Below are 19816 nucleotides of genomic sequence, written 5' to 3'. Positions count from 1 at the left end.
CAAGGCTTCGAAATGAAATCACTGTACTTTTGTTATGAAATGGTCACGGTCATTCAATTACAAGAACACTCATGCCCGTTAGGTGAAAAGAGGCCGCCTGCGAATTACGTGGCAGCCTCGTGACGTATTTAGGATAGTAGAAATAAAGATTTACTTTTCTCTAAACATCAGCGCACGAATGGCGAATTGAGGCAAGATTAACTGCCGCCTCCATCTTGAAGGTTGTTGGATTAACCTGAAAAGCCATTCCAAGTTTAACCGTTTCCAAACTTCTGGGGTCTCTTTTACTTTTCCTGCGATTACATCAAGACTTCCTCCAACACCTATTGCAATCTTCGCATTTAACTTTGATTTATGATTGTGAATCCATCTCTCTGCATATGGGGCTCCAAGGGCAACCACTAATATATCAGGCTTTAACTTGCTAATTTCCTCGACAATCTTGTCTTCTTCATTTTCCTTGAAGTAACCATGGTGTCTGCCCAATATTGTCAGATCAGGATACTTTCCTTCGATAACCTCGCACACCTTTTCATTAGTGAGAGGATCTGCACCCAGAAAATAAAAGGACCATTTTCTCTTGTTCCCGGAATCAAGTAACCCTAACAACGTGTCGTACCCCGTAACCCTTTCGGGAAGATTGCCGCCTCTTACACGGGAGACCATTACAATACCAATACCATCAGCTGTAATGAGCCCTGCTTCATCAATGATGGATCGTAATGAATTATCCTTCTGACAGGCGATGGTGATCTCAGGGTTAACCGTTATGACATGGAAAAGTTCTGCTCTATTCTCTTCAATAACATCCGAAAGAACCTCTATTGTACGGTCTAACGTCAATTTAGGGAATTTAACTCCCATCACCTTGGCGTATTTCTCCATAGTGGTTAGTCCACCTTCGTTAAACATGTTTGCTATATTTTAACATGGGTGATATAAAGACGCTATATTTCTGGGGGCTAGAGTAACCGTCTCTTATTTATTGCGGAGTTGTTCCGCCAAACCGATTAGTATTCCTTCAACTCCGCGAATGTAGCAGAGCCGATACGAGTCCTTGTACTGAACCACTTCGCCAACGAGCTGAGCACCGCGCTTTGTGAGTCTGGATACCATGTCGTCAATGTCTTCAACGGCGAACATAACCCGCAGATAACCGAGGGCATTCACCGGAGCGGTTCGGTGATCGGATATGGCAGGTGGGGTAAGAAATCGCGAAAGCTCAATTCGGCTATGGCCATCCGGAGTAACCATCATTGCAATCTCTACACATTGTGAACCCAGCCCGGTTACGCGACCAGCCCATTCACCTTCGATAGTAGCTCGCCCTTCGAGCTTCAAGCCAATTTCCTCGAAGAAAGGGATTGTTTCATCAAGGGATTCAACAACAATGCCAACATTGTCCATTCGTAGTAAATTGTTTTTTGCCATAGTTTTATCCCCTTTTGTGTACGAATTTATGATCTGATCATCTTCATTTTGCGAATGAATAACTACATGAATACATCTTTGTACCATAACCCTGCGAAGAGAAATGAATTGAAGTGCCCTTATTTGTTTGAAAAGCAAAACCTCTGCATCAATATATGTATACTTTTTGCGGACATTAGACTGTATTTATCCGAAAGATGATTTTGTAGCAATTTTGCTGAATCTACAACTGTTTTTTGGTTGTCAGGAAAGCGATCAACTTCATCTAACAAAAATTTAATCTTTTCAATACCCAACATACTTGTAGTCCCTAGACGTATTGTTAAACCATTTGAATTTTCTTCAATAATACGGTTAATTTCAGGCCAATCTAATTCCATTTCTATTCACCTCTACTATCATATGACTTTGAAGTTTCCGTTATAATTACTCCAATATTGACCTGAATACAGTTCTTTGTGCGATTTGGTGATTCTTACGATATCTATACCAGTCAGACTAACTGGGTAGGAGATTTGTACATGAAAATTTCCGTTCACTTCCGTCACAATACCTCCCATAATATCGTGCCTATCCCCTTTAGGATAAAAGCAAATACTATCTCCCACGCAAATTTCTTCTGGAAGTGATCCTTCAGTGAAGTGTCCTGTTTTTGTCCCAATATATCCTTGAAATATAGACTCATCTTTGTATAAGGAAAGTAACCTTTCCGACATGAATACCATCTCCTGACTTTTTCCAGTAGGAATAATAATTCAATGACCCGCCGGGGAGGCGGGTCATATGTTTATTCGGGAACCTGTTCTTCAGACGCCGATGAATTTATTATACAGCAATAATAAATTATGGGCACCAGGCTGCAGCGACACAAAAAACCTGCCCCGGCATCCGGATGCAAGCAGCATCCCGGCCTGAGGCAGGTTGAGTTATGTCCTCGTCCTTCAATTACACCAAGGCTTTCGCCAATACGCCCTGCTCCGCCGCGGCACCGTATCCCAACTTCCGGAAGAAGCCGTTGTCCTTCAGCTTCGGAGAGACGCTGATGCGCTTCACGCCCAACTCTCCGGCACGCTTCTCCGCCGTCTCCACCAGCATGGCGCCGATGCCCGAATCCCGGTGCTCCGGTGCGACGCATAGCGCCTCCACCCGGCGACCTTCCTCCGACTGGTCCAACAGGATGGCTCCTACGATCTGGGAACGGTATACGGCCACATAGGCAAGACGCTCGTTCATCCGGCGGATGATTCTCTCCTTGGAGTAAGCATCGGCCCCTTCTTCTAACTCGGCCGGAGTGGCCGCAGCCAGAGCTTCCGGCAGACTCTCCCGGATGAGACGGGAGACCGCCTCGGCATGTGCGCTGGAGAAGCAAGTAACTACAAGATCGTGGTCCATCTTCATCGATTGATCGCCCTTTCCGCTCGTTTTCTCCACGATAAGGCAATCCGTTCCATCAGGAAATGAAGATTGTCACTTTTTTCACAAAGTCCCCCGCCATCTTCATCTCACCTCTACGGCAAGAAGCCATGCCCGGCCGACCCGGCTGAGGCACGCTGCATCTGCCATGCCACCGGCGATTGCCTCTACTCCCCATGCAAAAAAAGCCCAAGCAGGCTAGACTACAAGTCTAACCCGCTTGGGCTTTGTGCTTACTGGACGTTAAACTCCGCGTTCGACTGAATCTCCTCGCTGCTCTTCACGCGCATGGCCGGGGTGCCGGCATGGCGGCGCAGCATGCGGAGGCCGTCCACGACGGCGTCCTTCACCTGGTCCAGGATCAGCGCCGGGCCTTGGCGGGTGGCGACGGCTACGCTGTGCAGCTCCAGACCGCGCACATGCTTGCAGAGGATGCCTTCGCCCGCCATTACCAGGTTCTCGCGGACCATGTCCGGTTCGCCCCCCTGCTCGTTGGGATCATCCGTCATCTCGATGCGGATGTGCTGCAGGGACAGGTTCTCGATGGGTCTCTCCGGAAGCCCGTAGATGAAGCCTGCTGCCGCCTTGCAGTTCAGCGCCGTAATGTTGCTGATGCTGATGTTCTTGATGACCGGAGTCGCCTCGGTGATCGGAACGGCGTCTGGGCTCGTCATGAGCGGATTGGTCTCATCGACTCCGTGCTTGTAGAAGCCGTTGATGGCAATCGGGCAGAGCACGTCGCGCATGAAGATGTTCTGCAGCAGAATGTCCTCGGCGCCGCCGCCGCGGGCCCGGTTGGTCTTGAAGCGGATGCCCCGGTCCGTGCCCAGGAAGATGCAGTTGGAGATGGTCACGTGGCGGATGCCGCCTGCCGTCTCGCTGCCGAACACGACGCCGCCGTGGCCGTGCAGCATGGTGCAGTTGGTAACGGTCACGTTCTCCGTCGCCTTGCCGACCCGGCGTCCGTCCTCGTCGATGCCGGCCTTCAGACACAGGCAGTCGTCCCCTACGTCGAAGTGGGAGTCGGAGATGCGCACGTCCACGCAGGAGTCCACATCCAGGCCGTCGCTGTTAGGCGCGTCATACGGGTTGCGGAAGGTCACGCCGCGGATGCTCACGTGCTCGCAATAGACCAGATGCGTGTTCCAGAACGGAGAGTTGCGGAAGGTTACACCCTCCAGCACCACGTCCTTGCAATCCAGGAGCTGGATCAGCGGCGGGCGGAAGAAGACGGTGCCCCATTCCACAATGTTGCTCTTCACGCTGCCGACCAGACCCGCATTCTTCTCCACCAGCTCGTCGCGGACTTTGGACTCTGGCACCACGCCCTTGTAGCGCAGCTCCCTGTAGGCTTCCCACCAGGCTTGGCCCTGGCCGTCCAGAATGCCCTCGCCCTTGATGGCGACCTGCTCCAACCCATGTCCGTAAACCAGCGGATGATAGCCGTAGCCCTCATAGCCGGACCAGCGCGTGAAGACCGCCGGGTAATCGTCGAACCGGTCGGAGAACTTCAGGACCGCGCCGGCTTCCAGATAGAGCGTCATGTGGCTCTCCATCGCGATGGGGCCCGTCAGATACGTGCCGGCAGGAACGTAGACGGTGCCGCCTCCTTTTGCCTTACAGGCTGCTACTGCGGCACGGATCGCTTCCGAGCAGTTCGTCTGACCGTCGCCCCGGGCGCCGAATTCGGTAATATGATAAATCGCCATTCGATATTAATCCCCTTCCGAAACGTTAGATAAGTCCATCCATCTCGACGCAGGCCAGGATAAAGGCGCCTACGCCATGCAGATCGTTCTCGCTGACCGGCCGCGTCACGTAATTCTGATAGTCGCCTGCGGAGGTGCCGATGCAGATCTCCGGCACAACCAGGTGTCCGGCTTCGTCAAACTTCAAGCGGCTGAGGAGTCCCTTGTAGCCGGCACGTGCGGCTTCCAGCGCTTCCTCGCCTACGGCGCCATGCTTGTAAGCCTTGGCGATGGTATAGACGAAGAGGCTGGTGCAGGAAGTCTCGAGCCAGTTGTCCGGACGGTCGCCCTTGTCCACCACCTGATACCACAGGCCGGAGGCCTGATCCTGGAACCGGATCAGCGCACGGGAGAAATCACCAAGCACCCGGGTCAGGTCCGCACGAGCGGCGTGGTCCTTCGGCAGCTCGTCCAGGAAGTCAGCGACGGCGATGCCGTACCACCCCAAGGAGCGGCCCCAGAATTCCGGGGAACAGCCGGTTTCCGCGTTGGCCCAAGGCGCACGGCGGGTTTCGTCCCAAGCGTGGAAGAGAAGACCGGTGTTCGGGTCATACATGTTTTTGCGCATGAGCTGCTCTTGGTAGGCCACCATGTCGAACAGGGAGCTGTCGCCGAACCGGTTGGCGTACTGCACCGCGAACACGCCGCCCATATACAAGCCGTCCAGCCACATCTGGTACGGATATTTGTCCTTGTGCCAGAACCCGTCCTCGGAGGTGCGGTTGATGGTGTCGAACAGCGAGCGGAGCTTGAAGGAGGCCTTGCGGTAGCGGGCGTCCTCTTGGCCGAACTGCTCATCCAAGGCCAGCAGCAGGAGACCCGGCATGATGGAGTCCAGCTGGTCGCGCTCGAACAGGAGACCGCCGTAAGGGTCGATCAGCGCGTCGGCATAGCCCTTCGGATAGGTCAGATAAGCCTCCGTTCCTAGCTTCTCCCAGACTTTCAGCATTCCATACAAAAAGATCCCCTGGTGGTAATGCCACCGGTTAGCGGGCGGAAGGTCCGCCGGCTTCGGAAATTTGGCCATCAAGGCGTCACAGGAGGCCTTGGCCCACTCCACCGGCTTGATGTCCGTGCGGTTCGTTACGGCTTGAAGCGTGGTTGTCATTGGGATTCCATCCTTTCTATTGGCGGTTCGGATCAATCTCTACTTTCCGGAGAACACGTGTGCAGGTGCATGGAGCGGCACGGGAGAATCGGCCAGACGCCGCAGCAGGGTGCGGATCAGAAGCGCCTGGGTTCCTGCGTTCATATCTCCCTCTACCTTGCCGAGACCGATCGGCACGGCCTTCGGCATGTCCGGATACCATTCGTCCTCTTTTACCTGGGCCACATTAGGAGCTGGCGGGGAGCGGTGGTGCTCCCGGGAGAAGCCGCCGTCGGGCCGCTTCAGCTTCTTGATGTTCGCAAGCGTAATCTCCAGAATCTCGGCAAAATCCTCCTCGAGGATATGGAAGTTCTCCATCTCCGAGAGCAGGTCAATCGGATTGCGGATGTAGCACATATCCTTGGCGAACTCGGTCCGCAGGCAGTGCAGGATGCTCTGGTAGATCAGCTCCTGGCGCGGCACAGGCATAGCGAAGGTCCGGTAGAAGGTCAGCAGCTTGAAGGTTCCCGAGATGCGGACGTAGGGGGCACCTTGTCCCCACAGGCCGGTCTCCTTGTCCTGGATCCGGTCCAGGAAGGCGAAGGCAGTGGCCAGATAAGGCTTCCGATCCTCCTCCGGCAGGGCACGGATATAAGGGGCGGAATTGCAGAGGCGGTCACAGCCTCTCCAGCTGTTGCACAGCTCCACGTTCTCCAGCCATTGCAGGTACGTCTCCGGCGACTCCATATAAGCCGGGGCATTCTGCACGGAAGGCAGCGGGTACAAGGGGGCGGCGCCCAATTTGTGCAGGGAGTGGGAGCTGTAGCCGATGGCCCGGCCCACCATCACCTCATCCAGACGCATGTTCGGATCTTCATCGTAGAAGTAACCCGACGGATCCTGCTTCCCTTGGAAGAAACGGATCAGGCCGTTCTTGATCTCCTCGGGGAGGCGCTCCAGAATGCCGGCTCGCTCCATGATGTTGACCGCCTGGGCGGTGGATTCGATGTCCGGGATGAAGGCGCCGGACTCCTTGGAGCTGCGGGCGTAGAAGAAGCCGCCGCTCTTCGGATCATACTGGCCCTCCAGCCATTCGAAGAAGCCCTCGAACAGCTGATCCATGGCGGCCAGAGCCTGGTTTTTGCGGGTGTCGCATTCGTGTTGCCGGTTCATTACATCCATCTCCTTCACGGGAATATGACATTCGTGCCGCTTGCGGCGCCATCCGTTGATGAAAGCAGGGATATCTCGATGTCCGGTTACGGTAAGGGCTGATACTGGAAGCGGTGGAAGACAGCGGTTCCGTCCCCCGTAATGTCCAGGCCGATCCGGAGGCTCAGGAAGAGCCCCAAGGTGTTGTGATGGAAGCCGGAGGCGTCCACTACCTTGTCGTACTTGCTCCAATGAGCGCCGTCTGCGCTGTAGTAGAAGCTCACGATATGCCGGTCGTTGCGGATCCGAAGCCAGCCGCGATCGGTCCCGAGCCCCGCATAGGAGTAAGTCTTGAAGGAGCGCAGATGCCGGACCCCCTTGGCAGATAGGGCGATGCCCAGATAATGCTCCGGGCTGTAGTACAGCAGGAGCCGCCCTTCGGCGTCGCCGGTCACGCTGACCTCCAGCGTCACCTCGTAGCTCTTGTGGGCCGTCATATAGAGCAGCGGGCTCCGGCCGGCTTCGGAGCCGGACCCTGCAGCCGTCAAGCCACCGGACGGAAGCACCCGGAACCTTGCTTCGGGCAGTGCCTCGGGGCTCTGCCACGCCAGGTCCAGGCGGCCCTTGTCGAAGCGGTCCTCATACGGATCCGAAGAAGTCACGAAGTCCAATCCCGTCCCGTTCAGAACGGGCTCCTGCGAACGGAGCTTGAACCAGCCGTCCTCCGTCCATTCCACGGCTTGGAGCAGCGTCTGCCGGCCCACGGTGGCAAAGCCGTTCTCGTAGGCATGATAGACGACGTACCAGTCGCCCTCCGGCGTATCGATCAGCGAGGCATGGCCCCTCGACCACCAGCGCTCCGCCGCCGATTCCGTATGGACCACCGGATTGTACGGGGAATGCTCCCACGGCCCCCAAGGAGTCCGTGAGCGGGATACGGCCGCCATATGGCTGGTGGGCGGTCCGGCGGTGCCGCCGATGGCGATGGTCAGATAATACCAGCCGTCCTTGTGCATCAGCTTCGGCCCTTCCATGCTATAGGCCTCCACCACCCAATCGTCGGGGTAGCGCCAGCCCTCGTACACCTTCTGCGGCTCGCCGGTTACGGACAAGCCGTCATCCGCCAGCCCGATAATATAGCCGTCGGAGATGTGCAGATACCGTCTTCCGTCCGGTCCGACCACATGACCCGGGTCGATGCCCTTGATCTTCAGGTCCACTGGAGCGCTCCACGGGCCCAATGGGGAAGGAGCGGACACCACCCAATTGGTCCGGTTGGCCGGGAAGTAGATATAGAACATGCCGTTGTGGTGAACGAAATCCGGAGCCCATACGTCTCCGATATACTCCGTCAGAGCCGCCGAAACCGGCTTCCAGGACACCAGATCCTTGGAATGCCAGATGATCAGTCCGGGCAAGGACTTATAAGAAGTGTGCGTCATGTAGTAATCGCCGCCGACACGGATCACCGACGGGTCAGCATAATTCCCCGGAATGATTGGAATGATAGTGTGGTTATTGACTGTCATAGAACCATCCTCCAATCTGTTATTCTTAAACCGAATAACAAGAAAGTATAATTTCATCAGAAAATAACAAGGTTTTATTCATATTCCAGTTATATCGTTACGATTATACTTCTCCACATTCGATTCGTAAATGCTTTGACGAACTTTTTTTCCATCGATCGGCACCCTTGTAACCACATCGCCACAGGCGAAAGGCGGTTCCGTCAACTTCCAAGCTGATGATTACCCCGGTAATGACCAGTGATTATTCCCAGCCACGCACGACCTGTGGTATAGTGACGACGGACAACATGTTTACGAAGGAGGAGCAATCCATGGCTTACGGCACACTGGCTCACGTCCCCGGCAAAAAACCGCTGGCGGAGCTCGTCGGCAGCTTGAAGCAGCACGAGGAGCTGGATTTCGTCCAGCTTGCCTTATCCAAAGCGGTGGCGGACATCGACACCGGACTGGGCAAATTAAACCCGGGGTTGGCGAACCGTATCGCCACCCACTTCCGCGAGGCGGGCATCCGCATCGGCGTGCTCGGCTGCTATATCAACCCGGTTCATCCGGATCCGGAGGCCCGCCGCAAGGAGATCGAGCGGTTCAAGGAGCACATCCGCTTTGCCCGCTGGCTGGGCTGCCCCATCGTCGCCACTGAAACGGGCGATCTGTCGCTTCACGAGGAGGATGCCGGCTGGGAGATTCTGCGGGAGACGGTCAAGGAGTTGGCCCGGGAGGCCGAGGTATGGGGCGTTACCGTCGGGCTGGAGCCCGTCAGCACCCACACGCTGAGCACGCCCGAGAAGATGCGCCGCATCTTGGATGAGGTGCCTTCCCCCACCCTCGGCGTCGTATACGATCCGTGCAATCTGATCGACAAGAACGATCTGGACTCCCAGGACGACATGATGGATCGCTCCTTCCGGCTGTTCGGCGACCGGATCGTCCTTGTCCACCTGAAGGACGTGATCCGGACGGAAGCGGCTCCGGGCTGGGACTATGTCAAGGCGGGACACGGCTTGTTCCACACGGAAGCCTTCCTTACCCGTCTGCGGGAGTACAAGCCATACGTGGATATCTCCCTGGAGGCACTGAAGGAGCCGGAGATCAACGACAGCATCCGGTTCGTCCGCCGGCTGAACCAAGAAGGCTAAAAACAAACAGCGGTCGGACAGGAAATCTCCTGCGCCAACCGCTGTTTTGTTGTACTAGACCGGTATCTGGACCGTGAACGTGCTGCCCTGCCCCGGGATGCTGGCGGCTCGGATCGTTCCGTTGTGGCTCTGCACGATCCATTGGGCGATGGACAGCCCGAGACCATGGCCGCCCGACTGCCGGGTCCGGGATTTGTCCGCCCGGTAGAACCGGTCGAAGATCCGGGGCAGATCCTCCTGGGAGATCCCTGCTCCGGTATCGCTGACGATCAGGACCAGGGACCGCCCCGGATCCTTGCCCTCATCCCGGAGCTCGACGCGGACCGCTCCCCCCTCCGGCGTATATTTAACCGCATTGTCCAAGAGAATGTACATGAGCTGCTTCAGCCGCTCCAAATCCCCGACGGCCGGCAGGCTCTCCGGAATTAGCGCCTCCAGGCGCACCCCCTTCGATTCCGAAACCGCCTGCATCGCTTCCGTCACGCTTCGGGCCGGTGGACCGAAGTCGAAGCTCTCCCTCATGATCTGATGCTCCGTCGAATCGGAGCGGGCTAGCGTCAGCAGGTCGCCGGTCAGCTTCGCCATACGCTTCACCTCGTCCTTCATCGTTGCCGTCAGCCTGCGGACGAAGGGGTCCGTCTCCTCCGACTGCTCCAGCTCCAAGGCCTCCACCGAGGATTGGATGACAGACAAGGGCGTGCGCAGCTCATGGGAGGCATCCGCTACGAATTCCCGCTGGAGCCGATAGGACCGGCGAACCGGGATCATCGCCCGGCGGGACAACGCATAGCTGATCCACAAGGCCCCTGCGAAGAACATCAGCGCGATTCCGCACAGCACGAGCAGCATCCAATTCAGGAGCTCATAGCTGTAGGATACGTTCAGGCCGATATATACGGAGCCCACCTGAGTTTCCCCCAGCATAATGGGACGTCCCGTCACCAACAGCCGAATCTGACCCGACTGCCCCTTCTGAAGAATCTGCCGGTACGCTCTCGGCCCTCTCCGCTCGTCGGGGGAGCCCGGGGTGTAGCTGATGGTGGTCTCCCGGATCTTGCTCTCGCTCCCCGTCCAGCTCTGGATGGCGGCCATGAGCGGCGCCTTATCCCACCGGCCGGCTTCCATCGATTGGATCAGCTGCCCCTTACTGCCCAAGATGTAGGTGAACAACTGGTTCTCCGACCCTGCCATAATGTCCGGATTGTTCTTCAGCTGCCCGTCCAGAGTACGGACCATCCGCACATGGTTCTGCACCATGCGCTGCTGCCGGTCGGCCAAGGCGCGGAGCTCCTGATTCTGGTCGCTGATGATCATATACCGGAGCAGCATATAGACGATTCCGACGAACAAGGCGAGGAAGGAGATCAACACCCCGCTGTATAAGAGCGTCAGCCGCCGTTCGGTTTTCCGGAACAGCTCATCTCCCCATAAGCCCCGCCACCAACGCATCCATTTAGTTCTCAAGCTTGTATCCCACCCCACGGACACTTTGGATCATCTCCTCCAAGCCGAAGGTTTCCAGCTTCTTGCGGAGGAGCTTGACGGTCGCATCCACGATTTTGGCCGATACGTCGGCATCGTATCCCCAGATCCGGTCCAGCATCAGTTCCCGGGTCAGCACCTGTCCTTGATTCGCCGCCAACAGATCCAGGAGTTGGAATTCCCTCGGGGTCAGCTGGATGCTCTCCCCCTCCCGCTGCACGGTGAAGCTGTTGCGGTCCAGCGTCAGACTGCCGATCGGCATCACCTCCTGGATAAGAGGCGCGTAATTCCGGCGTGTGAGTGCCCGGATCCGGGCCAGCAGCTCCTCCAGCTCGAAGGGCTTCACCAGATAGTCGTCCGCCCCCGCATCCAGACCGTCCACCCGGTCCTTCAGGGAGTCCTTGGCCGTCAGCATCAGGATGGCGCCCTGATAGCCGGTTTTTCGCAGCTTGCGGCAGGTATGGATCCCGTCCCCGTCCGGCATCATCCAATCCAGGAGCAGGATATCGTAATGGGAGGCCGTGGCGTAATCGTAGGCATCTCGGCCCGACATTACCCACTCCACCCGGTAGCCCGCTTTGCGGTTCAGCATGTGGGACACCAGCTCCCCCAAGCGCTCGTCGTCTTCCGCCAACAGAATGTTCATCCGCTCTCACCCTCCTTCCTTCGCCTATCTCCACACAGGATAACACCCGGAGATGAATTTAAGATGAAAAAAACGCCGCCGAACCGGTTTCTTTCACCGTAATTTCACCAATCTCCGATAAAGTGGGATCATGCGGTTCACCGCTACCATCCCTTTACATAAGGAGAGATGAGATCATGAGAAAAATGTTGTCCGTCACGTTAGGAATCGCCTTGCTCGCCGCAGCAGGCACCGCATATGCCGCCACCACCGACGGCACCGGCACCGGCTCCACCGATTCGGCGGCTCCGCCGGCCGCAGCCGCCAAGCCCTTCGGCAAGGACATGGGCAAAGGCATGGGCAAGGGAATGATGAACATGGGCGCAAGCAAAGGCGCCGTGGCCGGGAACAATACCGAGCTGCTGGCCCTCTTGGGTCTGGACCAGGCGAGCTTGTCCCAGGAGCTGGCGGCGGGCAAGTCGCTGGCCGCCATTGCAGAGGCCAAGGGTATTGCCAAGGATAAGGTGGTCGAGCTCCTGTACAACCAGGAAGCCGCCCGTCTGGACCAGCTGGTGAAGGACGGCAAGGTGACCCAGACCTTCGTCGACCAGCAGAAGGCCGCCCTGAAGGACCGCATTACCGCCATGGTGGAGAATCCCGGATACGGCAGGCACGGCAAGATGGGCGCCGGTACGGACATGGGCAAGGGCATGGCCGGTCATATGGGTAAGGGCCGCGGCGGCATGGGCTTCGGCAATCTGACTGAGGCTGCCGGTATCCTGGGCCTGACGGAGCAGGAGCTGAAGACCGAGCTGCAGTCGGGCAAGTCCTTGAGCGAGATCGCCCAGAATAAGGGCATCTCCGAGGACCAGCTGGTCAACTCTCTGCTGGAGAAGGCCAAGGAGCGCATCAAGGAATACGTTGGCAAGAAGGGCCAAGCTCCCGCCGCCAAGACCCCGGCCAAAACTCCGGCCGCTACCGGAGACGCAGCCAGCTCCTAAGCGTTAACAGAAATAGCCCCGAAAGGGGCTATTCTCTGCGAGCGCGGACCTCGTGCGCTACAATATAGCTCCGAAAGGAGCTATTATCATGATGCGTTGTCTGTTCAAGTCGATCTAAACAAGAAATAGCCCCGAAAGGGGCTATTTCTGTAAGTGGATGCGTGGAGCGGCGCAAAATAGCACTTTGGGGAGCTATTTTCTTGAGGCATTCGCCTGTCAGGCGGTGCTTTGCCAAGGAAATGCGGCAACCGTTGGATTAACGGCTGTACTCCCCTAGGAACTCCTGCAGGGCTTGCCGGACCTCCTCCGGTGTCTCCAGCTCCAGAATCCGCTCCGCCAGCCGGATGCAGTCCTGCCGGTTCAGCCGGGTCACCGTTTCCTTCACCCTGTGAAGGGCGGACGGCGACATGCTCCATTCGTGCAGGCCCAGACCGACCAAGAGCGGTGCCGCCAGAGGGTCGCCGGCCATGCTGCCGCACATGCCGGTCCAGATCCCGGCCCGGTTCGAGGCGTCGATGACGGTCTTGATGAGCCGGATGACGGCGGGATGGAAATAATCGTATAAGTTCGCGACCTTCTCATTCATCCGGTCCACCGCCACCGTGTACTGCACCAGATCGTTGGTGCCGATGCTGAAGAAGTCCACCTCCTTGGCGAACTGGGGAGCCAGCAGGGCAGCGGAGGGAATCTCCACCATAATGCCCAGCTCCACCTTCTCGCCCATCGGCTGGCCTTCGGCAGCCAGCTCCTGCCGGACCTCCTCGGCCAGAGCCTTCGCCCGGCGCCATTCGCCCAGACCCGAGATCATGGGGAACATGATCTTGACGGTGCCGAAGGCGCTGGCCCGATAGATGGCCCGGAGCTGGGTACGGAACAGGTCCGGACGATCCAGGGTCAGACGGACAGCCCGGTACCCGAGGAACGGGTTCAGCTCATGGGGCAGCTCCAGATAAGGCAGCTCCTTGTCTCCGCCGATGTCCAGCGTGCGGATGACCACCGGCTTGCCCTGCATGGCTTGGGCCGCTGCCTTGTAGGCTTGGAACTGGGTGTTCTCGTCAGGCATGACGGTTCTGCTCATGAAGAGGAATTCCGTCCGGTACAGCCCGACGGCCTCGGCCCCCTTCTGGAGCAGGCTCTCCGCCTCCGCCGGGGTGCCGATGTTGGCGGCGATCTCCACGCGGAAGCCGTCGGAGGTGACGGCCGGCTGCTCGGAGAACCGCTTCAGCCGCTCCAGCTCCTCCCGCTCGGCTAACATTAGGCTGCGGTACCGCTCCACGGTTGCCGCCTCGGGGTGCAGCAAACATTCTCCCGTGGAGCCGTCCAGAATGACGGTCGCCCCGTCCGGCACTCCGTCCAGCGCGTTCCCCAGTCCGAGCACGGCCGGAATCCCCAGAGAGTTGGCCAGAATGGCCGTATGGGAGGTTTTCCCGCCGATTCTCGTCATGAAGCCAAGTACTAGAGCCGGATCCAGCTGTACCGTATCGGACGGTGTCAGATCCTCGGCGATTAGAATGGACGGCTCCTTGATATCGGTTAACCGGTTGCCCCCATTGCCCACTAGCTTCGCCGTCAGCCGGCCGCCAACGTCCCGGATGTCCGCTGCGCGCTCCTTCATATAGTCATTGGGCATGTTCTCGAAGATGGCCGCGATGCGGGCCACGATCTTGCCCACCGCGGTCTCGGCGGACCAAGCGTCCTTCGAGATCAACTGCTCCATCGGAGGGTAAAAGGTCGGATCGTTCAGGAAGCTGATCTGTCCCTTCAGGATGGCGGCCTTCTCCTCTCCCAGCGTGCTGCGGGTCCGTTCCACCAGCTCCTCCAGCTCCGACAGACAGCGGGCCTTGGCATGGCGGAGGCGGGTAAGTTCCTCTTCCGCATTGTCCGCCTTCCGCTCTTGAAGCTCGCCCGGCTTCACCGGGTTGTAGACGAAGGCGGTGCCGATGCGCACCCCTGCGGATACGCCGATGCCTTGATACCGGATCTCCGTCATTCGCCGAACCCGCTTTCCACCAGCTCGGCCAGTGCGGCAACGGCTTCCGCCTCATCGGGGCCTTCCGCGGAGATGGAGATGACCGCATCCTTGGACAGGCCCAGGGTCATGAGGCCGAGAATGCTCTTGCCGTCGACGGCTGTATCGGTGCCCTCGGGCTGGATGGTGACGGAGGACTGGTAGGCACCCGCTTTTTCGGTGAACAGCTGGGCCGGTCGGATATGGAAGCCGGATTCGTTCCGGATGGTGACTTGTCTGGTATGCATGGGGATTCTCCTTCCTTAGATCGTGCTTAGCAGCTTCATCAGGTCCTGAGGCTTCTCCACCTGCATGAGCTGGCTGCGGAACTCTTCATCGATGAGCTTGCGGGAGATGGCGATCAGAATCTTCAGATGATCATTGCCCGCCGCTTCCTCCGGCACGGCGATCATGAAGACGGCCGTGACCGGGTTGCCGTCCAGAGAGGCCCAGTTCACCGGCTCCTCCAGCTTGGCGAAGGCGATGCCCGCTTTGGCCGCTCCCTTGGACTTGCCATGGGGAATGGCCACGCCGAAGCCGATTCCGGTAGAGCCGGTCTGTTCCCGGCTCAGTACGGCCTCCACAAATGCGGATTTATCGGACAGGACGCCGTTCTCGGCCAAGCGTCCGGCCATCTGCTCGATAACCTCCAGCTTCGATTCGGCCTTGAGCGGAATAAGGACGGATTGTTCATGGAGCAATTCAGTGATGTTCATAGGAGCCTCCTTCTCGGTAATGGTCGATATCGGACGGGATATAGTATTCCCTATTGTCTGGTATTCTCTGTTAGGCAGCTGCTTTGGCCGCTTCAACCGGCTTCTTGATTACGGTCAAGAGGAGCGCGGTGACAACGGTGCCGATGGCGATGGACAAGGCATACAGGGCCAGATGGCCGACCGCGTTCGGAATGGCCAGAACGAAGACTCCGCCGTGGGGAGCGCGCAGCGTGGCGCTGAACATCATGGACAGGGCGCCGGTAACGGCAGAGCCGGCCATGATGGAAGGAATGACGCGGAACGGATCGCTGGCCGCGAAGGGAATCGCGCCTTCGGTAATGAAGGAGATACCCAGTACGGAGGCGGCTTTGCCTGCATCCCGCTCATCCTTGGTGAACTTGCCGGGAGCCAGCAGCGTGGCGAGCCACAGTCCCAGGGGAGGAGTCATGCCGGCAGCCATAACCGCTGCCATCGGGCCGTACACTTGGCTGGCCAAAAGACCAACGGCGAAGGTATACGCCGCTTTGTTCACGGGACCTCCCATGTCGAAGGCCATCATGGCGCCGAGAAGCAGACCGAGCAGAACGGCATTGGCGGAGCCGATGGACTGCAGCCAGTGGGTTAATCCGTCCATCACGGCCTTGACCGGCTCGCCGATGACATAGACCATAAGAAGACCGGTGATGCCGGTAGCTAAGAGAGGAATCAAGAGAATCGGCTTCAAGCCTTCCAGGTTGCGGGGAAGCTTGATGGTATCCTTCAGCCACTTGGCTACATAGCCCGCCAGGAAGCCGGCGATGATGCCGCCCAGGAAGCCGGCGCCGATCTTGGAGGCCAGCATGCCGCCGACCAGACCGGGCGCCATACCCGGCTTCTCGGCGATGGAGAAGGCGATGAAGCCGGCCAGGATGGGAACCATCAGGGCGAATGCGGCTCCGCCGCCGATATCCATGAGAGCAGCGGCCAAGGTGCCCTGCTCCTTGAAGGCCTCGATGCCGAAGATGAAGGACAGGGCAATCAGGAGACCGCCCGCTACCGTCAGCGGAAGCATGGCGGATACGCCGGTCATCAGATGCTTGTAGGGTCCGGTACGCTTGGCGCTGCGTTCGGCCTTGCTCGCTTCCACCTGTGCGGCAAGATCGGATGCGGCAGAGGCGGAGGCGGTCTTCGCCAGCGCCTCATCCAGGAGGCCGGCCGGATTCTTGATGGCTTGGGCCACGGGCACCTTGACGACGGGCTTGCCCGCGAAGCGGCCCTCCAATACATCGGTATCGGCCGCTACGATGATGGCGTGCGCTTCGGCGATTTCCTCGGCGGAGAACTCATTCTCCACGCCGACGGCGCCGCGGGTTTCGACTTTGAGCGGGATTTGCTTCTCTTTGGCTGCTTTGATCAATGATTCGGCAGCCATATACGTATGGGCGACTCCGGTGGGACATGCGGTTACGGCAAGCAGCTTCTTCATGAAGGATATCCCCTTTATCGTCTATAGTGTGGTGCAGTATATTCAAACCGGTCTGGATTACAACCGGGACAATCCGACCAGCTCCAGCTTGCCGGCGACCTCCTCCAGTGTGCACACCTCGGTTCCCGGCTTGGAGGCCGTTACGGTTCCGGCGGCGGAGCACAGCCGGGCTATACCGTCCAGCGGCAGCCGCTGGAGAAGCCCGTGCACCATGGCGGCTACCATGGAATCCCCTGCCCCTACCGTGCTGCCTGGAGTGATGGGGAACGGCCTGGCCCGATAGGCGGCGCTTTCATCTGCGAGGATCGAGCCTTCGGCCCCCATGCTGATCTGCACCAGCTTCACGCCCTTGGCTATCAGCAGCTTGGCGGCGGCCGCCACCTCTTCCTCCGACTCCAGCTTCTCGCCCAGGTACGACTCCAGCTCGTGCAGGTTAGGCTTCACCGCATACGGGGCTGCCGCGATTCCACGCTGGAACGCTTCACCGTCCGCATCCAGCAGGACCTGCACGCCCCGGGTACGGGCCGCTTCAATCAGGATGCGGTAATAGTCCGGAGGAGCCCCAGGTGGAAGGCTTCCTCCCAGAACAGCGTAGGAGACTCCATCCAAGCCCTCCACGAATCGGGCGGTGAACCGCTGCAGCAGGTCTGCATCAACCCGGATGCCCGGCTCATTGAATTCGGTGGTGACCAGAGTCTCCGCATCCACCACCTTCAGGTTGGTCCGGGATTCTCCCGGCGCTTCCATGAATTCGGTCGGAATGTCCGCCGCGCGGAGCTTCTCTTCGATCACGCGGCCCTGGTACCCTCCGGCTATGGCCCAGGCGGCTACCGGCACGCCGAAGCTCTTCAATACCTTGGCCACATTGATTCCCTTGCCTCCGGCATCGGTACGGACATCCTGAATCCGGTTCAGCCGGCCCAATGCGGCATGGGGTACGGTAACGGTCTTATCGAGGGAAGGATTCATAGTGACGGTAATGACGTTCGGTTTCATGCTTCATCTCCTTGCAGTTCTGCGATGCTCAATTGAATGCCCGCCGCCTCCAGCTCGCCTGCGGCCAGTGCCGGGATACCGGAATCGGTAATGATCTGGTGAATCTCCTCCAAGCCGGCCACCCGGGCAAAAGAAACCTTGCCGTACTTGCTGTGGTCAGCCAGCAGGATCACCTGCTTGCCGGCCCGGATCATGAGCCGCTTCATCTCCGCCTCGGACATGGACGGAGTCGTCAATCCGGCATCGGAATCCAGACCGTTAATGGCCAGGAACACCTTGTCGACCCGAACCATTCCCAGCGTCTTCTCCGCAACGGGGCCGACCATCGCCAAGGTCTCGTGCCTGAGCGTCCCCCCCGTAAGCAGCAGATCGATATGGGGCTGGCTGCTGAGCTCCTGGGCCGCCACGATGGAATTCGTGACCACCGTCAGCTTCTTGAAGGCCTTCAGCTCCTTGGCCAGATAATACGTGGTGGAGCCCGCATCCAGCAGGATGCTGTCCCCCTCCCGGACCATAGCCGCCGCTGCTCGGGCGATGGCTTCCTTCTGCTTGCGGAGCCGGTCCTCCTTCTCATTGAAGGGCGGCTCGGTATTGTCGCTCAGCACCGCAACGGCCCCGCCGTGGGTGCGCTTCAGCTGCTTGGAATCCTCCAGATCCTTCAGGTCCCGGCGGACTGTGGATTCGGAGACCTGGAACGCCGCGGCCAGCTCCTGAACCGATGCCCGCTCGTGGGTCTGCACATAATCCCGGATCTTCAGCTTCCGTTCTTCCTCGAACAACATAACCCTCCCCCTCTCTTATGCTTATTCATGCTCGAATTAGGCTGTTTCCATGTATATACGCGGGTATGCGAGAGTGAATGTAATCGTTTGTGACCATTTACTGCTTGATTATGATTTTATATGACCATTTGTGATTTGTAAAGCGCTTTTATTCTGTAATTCAGTCACGTTCGATCACCACCCACTCACGCCACGAGCCCGAACAGGAAAAAGCCCTTCCGTCTCCTCTTCAGGATACGGAAGGGCTTCCCGCCCTCTTGCTGCTTCGTATGGCATGGCGTCAAGAGTCTACTTCACGGCCATGACGCTTCCCCCGGTCAGCCGGACCAGGTCATCGGGGCCAAGCGGGAACACCGACTTGGGGTGCCCTGCTGCGGCCCATAATTCCCGGTGGAGGAACAGGTCCTCGTCGATGATGATGCGGATGGGCCTGACATGCCCCACCGGCGATACGCCGCCGATGGCGAAGCCCGTGCTCTCGCGGACAAAGACGGCGTCTGCCTTCGAGAGAGTCTCCTCCAGCAGGCGTCCCACCCGTTCCTCGTTGACCCGGTTGGTGCCGCTGGCCACGACCAGGAGCGGCTCTCCGCTGCCGGCCAGACGGAAGACGATGGACTTGGCGATCTGGGCCACGGAGCAGCCCAAGGCGTCGGCCGCCGCCTGCGCGGTCCGGGCGCTGTCAGGCAGGAAGCGGACCTGCCCCTCATGCCCGGCTGCCCTAAGCGCCTCCTGGACCCGCTCCGCCCCTTCGTTCCACTCGTCGCTCATACGGGAAACGCCATGGTGGTCATCAGACTGTTCTCCGCCTGGGTCGCATCCAATCGGCTGTATTGGACGATGACCGGCACATTGCTTTCCACCTCCAGGGCATAGGGAACGCCCTTCGGTATCTTGTGTCCATCCTTCTCCAGACGGTCCGTCCGGAAATGGCCGGTTCGGCGGGCCGGCAGCAGGATCTCGATCCCTTCGATCGGATCCCGGTCCTCGAAAAAGACGTTCACCCGAAGTCTGGCATCCTCCATGCCCGTATTCAAGACGCAGATCGCCTCGTGGCTGATCAGCTGTCCGGAGCTTACGGTTGGAATGTAGCTGTCCGGAATGTACCAGCTGCGGTGTCCTTTGGCTAATGACATCTATCCTGCACCTCCGACTGTATGGGCTTCGCCCTAATCCTTCCATTCGATCATACGCCCGATTCCCCTGGAAGGACAATCCCCCTAACGGAGAATCTTCCCCTCCGAT

At 58.5% G+C, this 19816-nt stretch carries 21 protein-coding genes; 2 read left to right on the top strand and 19 right to left on the bottom strand.

The genetic code is table 11. The features are described 5' to 3' along the window. Positions 1–150: 150 nt before the first annotated feature. The 9 genes from ACSEXW_RS23955 to ACSEXW_RS23915 form a co-directional block, all read right to left on the bottom strand. Positions 151–885 (bottom strand): WecB/TagA/CpsF family glycosyltransferase, encoded by a 735-nt coding sequence (locus ACSEXW_RS23955; protein ID WP_438448714.1) that lies wholly within the window; start codon positions 883–885, stop codon positions 151–153. Positions 886–978: 93 nt separating this feature from the next. Continuing rightward, positions 979–1431 carry a VOC family protein gene (locus ACSEXW_RS23950; protein WP_438448713.1) on the bottom strand — a complete coding sequence of 151 codons (453 nt, stop codon included), beginning with the start codon at positions 1429–1431 and terminating at the stop codon, positions 979–981. Positions 1432–1550: 119 nt separating this feature from the next. After that, positions 1551–1811, bottom strand: a complete 261-nt coding sequence (locus tag ACSEXW_RS23945) for a hypothetical protein (RefSeq protein ID WP_438448712.1) — start codon at positions 1809–1811, stop codon at positions 1551–1553. Between the two features lie 18 nt (positions 1812–1829). After that, entirely contained in the window at positions 1830–2147 is a 318-nt protein-coding gene (locus ACSEXW_RS23940; protein ID WP_438448711.1) for a hypothetical protein, read from the bottom strand. A gap of 229 nt (positions 2148–2376) precedes the next feature. Then, positions 2377–2862 carry a GNAT family N-acetyltransferase gene (locus ACSEXW_RS23935; protein ID WP_438448710.1) on the bottom strand — a complete coding sequence of 162 codons (486 nt, stop codon included), beginning with the start codon at positions 2860–2862 and terminating at the stop codon, positions 2377–2379. Between the two features lie 215 nt (positions 2863–3077). Continuing rightward, positions 3078–4553, bottom strand: a complete 1476-nt coding sequence (locus ACSEXW_RS23930; RefSeq protein ID WP_438448709.1) for a glycoside hydrolase family 28 protein — start codon at positions 4551–4553, stop codon at positions 3078–3080. Between the two features lie 25 nt (positions 4554–4578). After that, positions 4579–5700: a glycoside hydrolase family 88/105 protein gene (locus ACSEXW_RS23925; RefSeq protein ID WP_438448708.1), complete on the bottom strand. Its 1122-nt coding sequence runs from the start codon at positions 5698–5700 to the stop codon at positions 4579–4581. Between the two features lie 39 nt (positions 5701–5739). Next, the gene (locus tag ACSEXW_RS23920) at positions 5740–6852 is read right to left on the bottom strand and encodes a prenyltransferase/squalene oxidase repeat-containing protein (RefSeq protein WP_438448707.1); all 1113 of its coding nucleotides are present in this window, start codon (positions 6850–6852) and stop codon (positions 5740–5742) included. Between the two features lie 86 nt (positions 6853–6938). Beyond that, complete coding sequence (locus ACSEXW_RS23915; RefSeq protein WP_438448706.1) at positions 6939–8360, bottom strand: family 43 glycosylhydrolase; 1422 nt, start codon at positions 8358–8360, stop codon at positions 6939–6941. 314 nt (positions 8361–8674) lie between these two features. Here ACSEXW_RS23915 and ACSEXW_RS23910 point away from each other — a divergent pair, with 314 nt between their 5' ends. Next, positions 8675–9499: a sugar phosphate isomerase/epimerase family protein gene (locus ACSEXW_RS23910; protein WP_438448705.1), complete on the top strand. Its 825-nt coding sequence runs from the start codon at positions 8675–8677 to the stop codon at positions 9497–9499. A gap of 54 nt (positions 9500–9553) precedes the next feature. Here ACSEXW_RS23910 and ACSEXW_RS23905 read toward each other — a convergent pair whose 3' ends face one another. Together ACSEXW_RS23905 and ACSEXW_RS23900 are read right to left on the bottom strand one after the other, a co-directional pair. Then, a complete protein-coding gene (locus ACSEXW_RS23905) occupies positions 9554–10963 on the bottom strand; it encodes a sensor histidine kinase (RefSeq protein ID WP_438448704.1) in 1410 nt (469 codons plus the stop codon). Next, positions 10953–11627 carry a response regulator transcription factor gene (locus tag ACSEXW_RS23900; protein WP_438448703.1) on the bottom strand — a complete coding sequence of 225 codons (675 nt, stop codon included), beginning with the start codon at positions 11625–11627 and terminating at the stop codon, positions 10953–10955. The genes ACSEXW_RS23905 and ACSEXW_RS23900 overlap by 11 nt, the downstream gene beginning before the upstream one ends. Before the next feature lie 176 nt (positions 11628–11803). On the opposite strand from ACSEXW_RS23900, the gene ACSEXW_RS23895 reads away from it, so the two are divergent. Next, a complete protein-coding gene (locus ACSEXW_RS23895; RefSeq protein WP_438448702.1) occupies positions 11804–12607 on the top strand; it encodes a hypothetical protein in 804 nt (267 codons plus the stop codon). A 256-nt stretch (positions 12608–12863) separates the two neighbouring features. Here the strand turns inward: ACSEXW_RS23895 and ptsP are convergent, their stop codons facing one another. The 8 genes from ptsP to ACSEXW_RS23855 form a co-directional block, all read right to left on the bottom strand. Then, positions 12864–14597: a phosphoenolpyruvate--protein phosphotransferase gene (gene ptsP / locus ACSEXW_RS23890; RefSeq protein ID WP_438448701.1), complete on the bottom strand. Its 1734-nt coding sequence runs from the start codon at positions 14595–14597 to the stop codon at positions 12864–12866. Next, positions 14594–14863, bottom strand: a complete 270-nt coding sequence (locus tag ACSEXW_RS23885) for an HPr family phosphocarrier protein (RefSeq protein ID WP_438448700.1) — start codon at positions 14861–14863, stop codon at positions 14594–14596. The genes ptsP and ACSEXW_RS23885 overlap by 4 nt, the downstream gene beginning before the upstream one ends. Positions 14864–14878: 15 nt before the next feature. Then, the gene (locus tag ACSEXW_RS23880) at positions 14879–15331 is read right to left on the bottom strand and encodes a PTS sugar transporter subunit IIA (RefSeq protein WP_438448699.1); all 453 of its coding nucleotides are present in this window, start codon (positions 15329–15331) and stop codon (positions 14879–14881) included. Positions 15332–15401: 70 nt separating this feature from the next. After that, positions 15402–16796 carry a fructose-specific PTS transporter subunit EIIC gene (locus tag ACSEXW_RS23875; RefSeq protein ID WP_438448698.1) on the bottom strand — a complete coding sequence of 465 codons (1395 nt, stop codon included), beginning with the start codon at positions 16794–16796 and terminating at the stop codon, positions 15402–15404. A gap of 57 nt (positions 16797–16853) precedes the next feature. Further along, a complete protein-coding gene (pfkB, locus tag ACSEXW_RS23870; RefSeq protein ID WP_438448697.1) occupies positions 16854–17792 on the bottom strand; it encodes a 1-phosphofructokinase in 939 nt (312 codons plus the stop codon). Continuing rightward, positions 17789–18574, bottom strand: a complete 786-nt coding sequence (locus ACSEXW_RS23865; protein ID WP_438448696.1) for a DeoR/GlpR family DNA-binding transcription regulator — start codon at positions 18572–18574, stop codon at positions 17789–17791. Before ACSEXW_RS23865 ends, pfkB begins: the two co-directional genes overlap by 4 nt. 288 nt (positions 18575–18862) lie before the next feature. Then, a complete protein-coding gene (locus ACSEXW_RS23860; RefSeq protein WP_438448695.1) occupies positions 18863–19342 on the bottom strand; it encodes a YbaK/EbsC family protein in 480 nt (159 codons plus the stop codon). Then, the gene (locus tag ACSEXW_RS23855; RefSeq protein ID WP_438448694.1) at positions 19339–19707 is read right to left on the bottom strand and encodes a sensory rhodopsin transducer; all 369 of its coding nucleotides are present in this window, start codon (positions 19705–19707) and stop codon (positions 19339–19341) included. The genes ACSEXW_RS23860 and ACSEXW_RS23855 overlap by 4 nt, the downstream gene beginning before the upstream one ends. Positions 19708–19816 lie beyond the last annotated feature (109 nt).

Origin of the sequence: Oryzibacillus soli (assembly GCF_051594765.1) — a bacterium.
In the GTDB taxonomy this organism is placed as follows: Bacteria; Bacillota; Bacilli; order Paenibacillales; family NBRC-103111; genus Paenibacillus_AR.
Note: the sequence above shows the minus strand (reverse complement) of the source record. Positions and strands in the feature narration are given on the sequence as shown.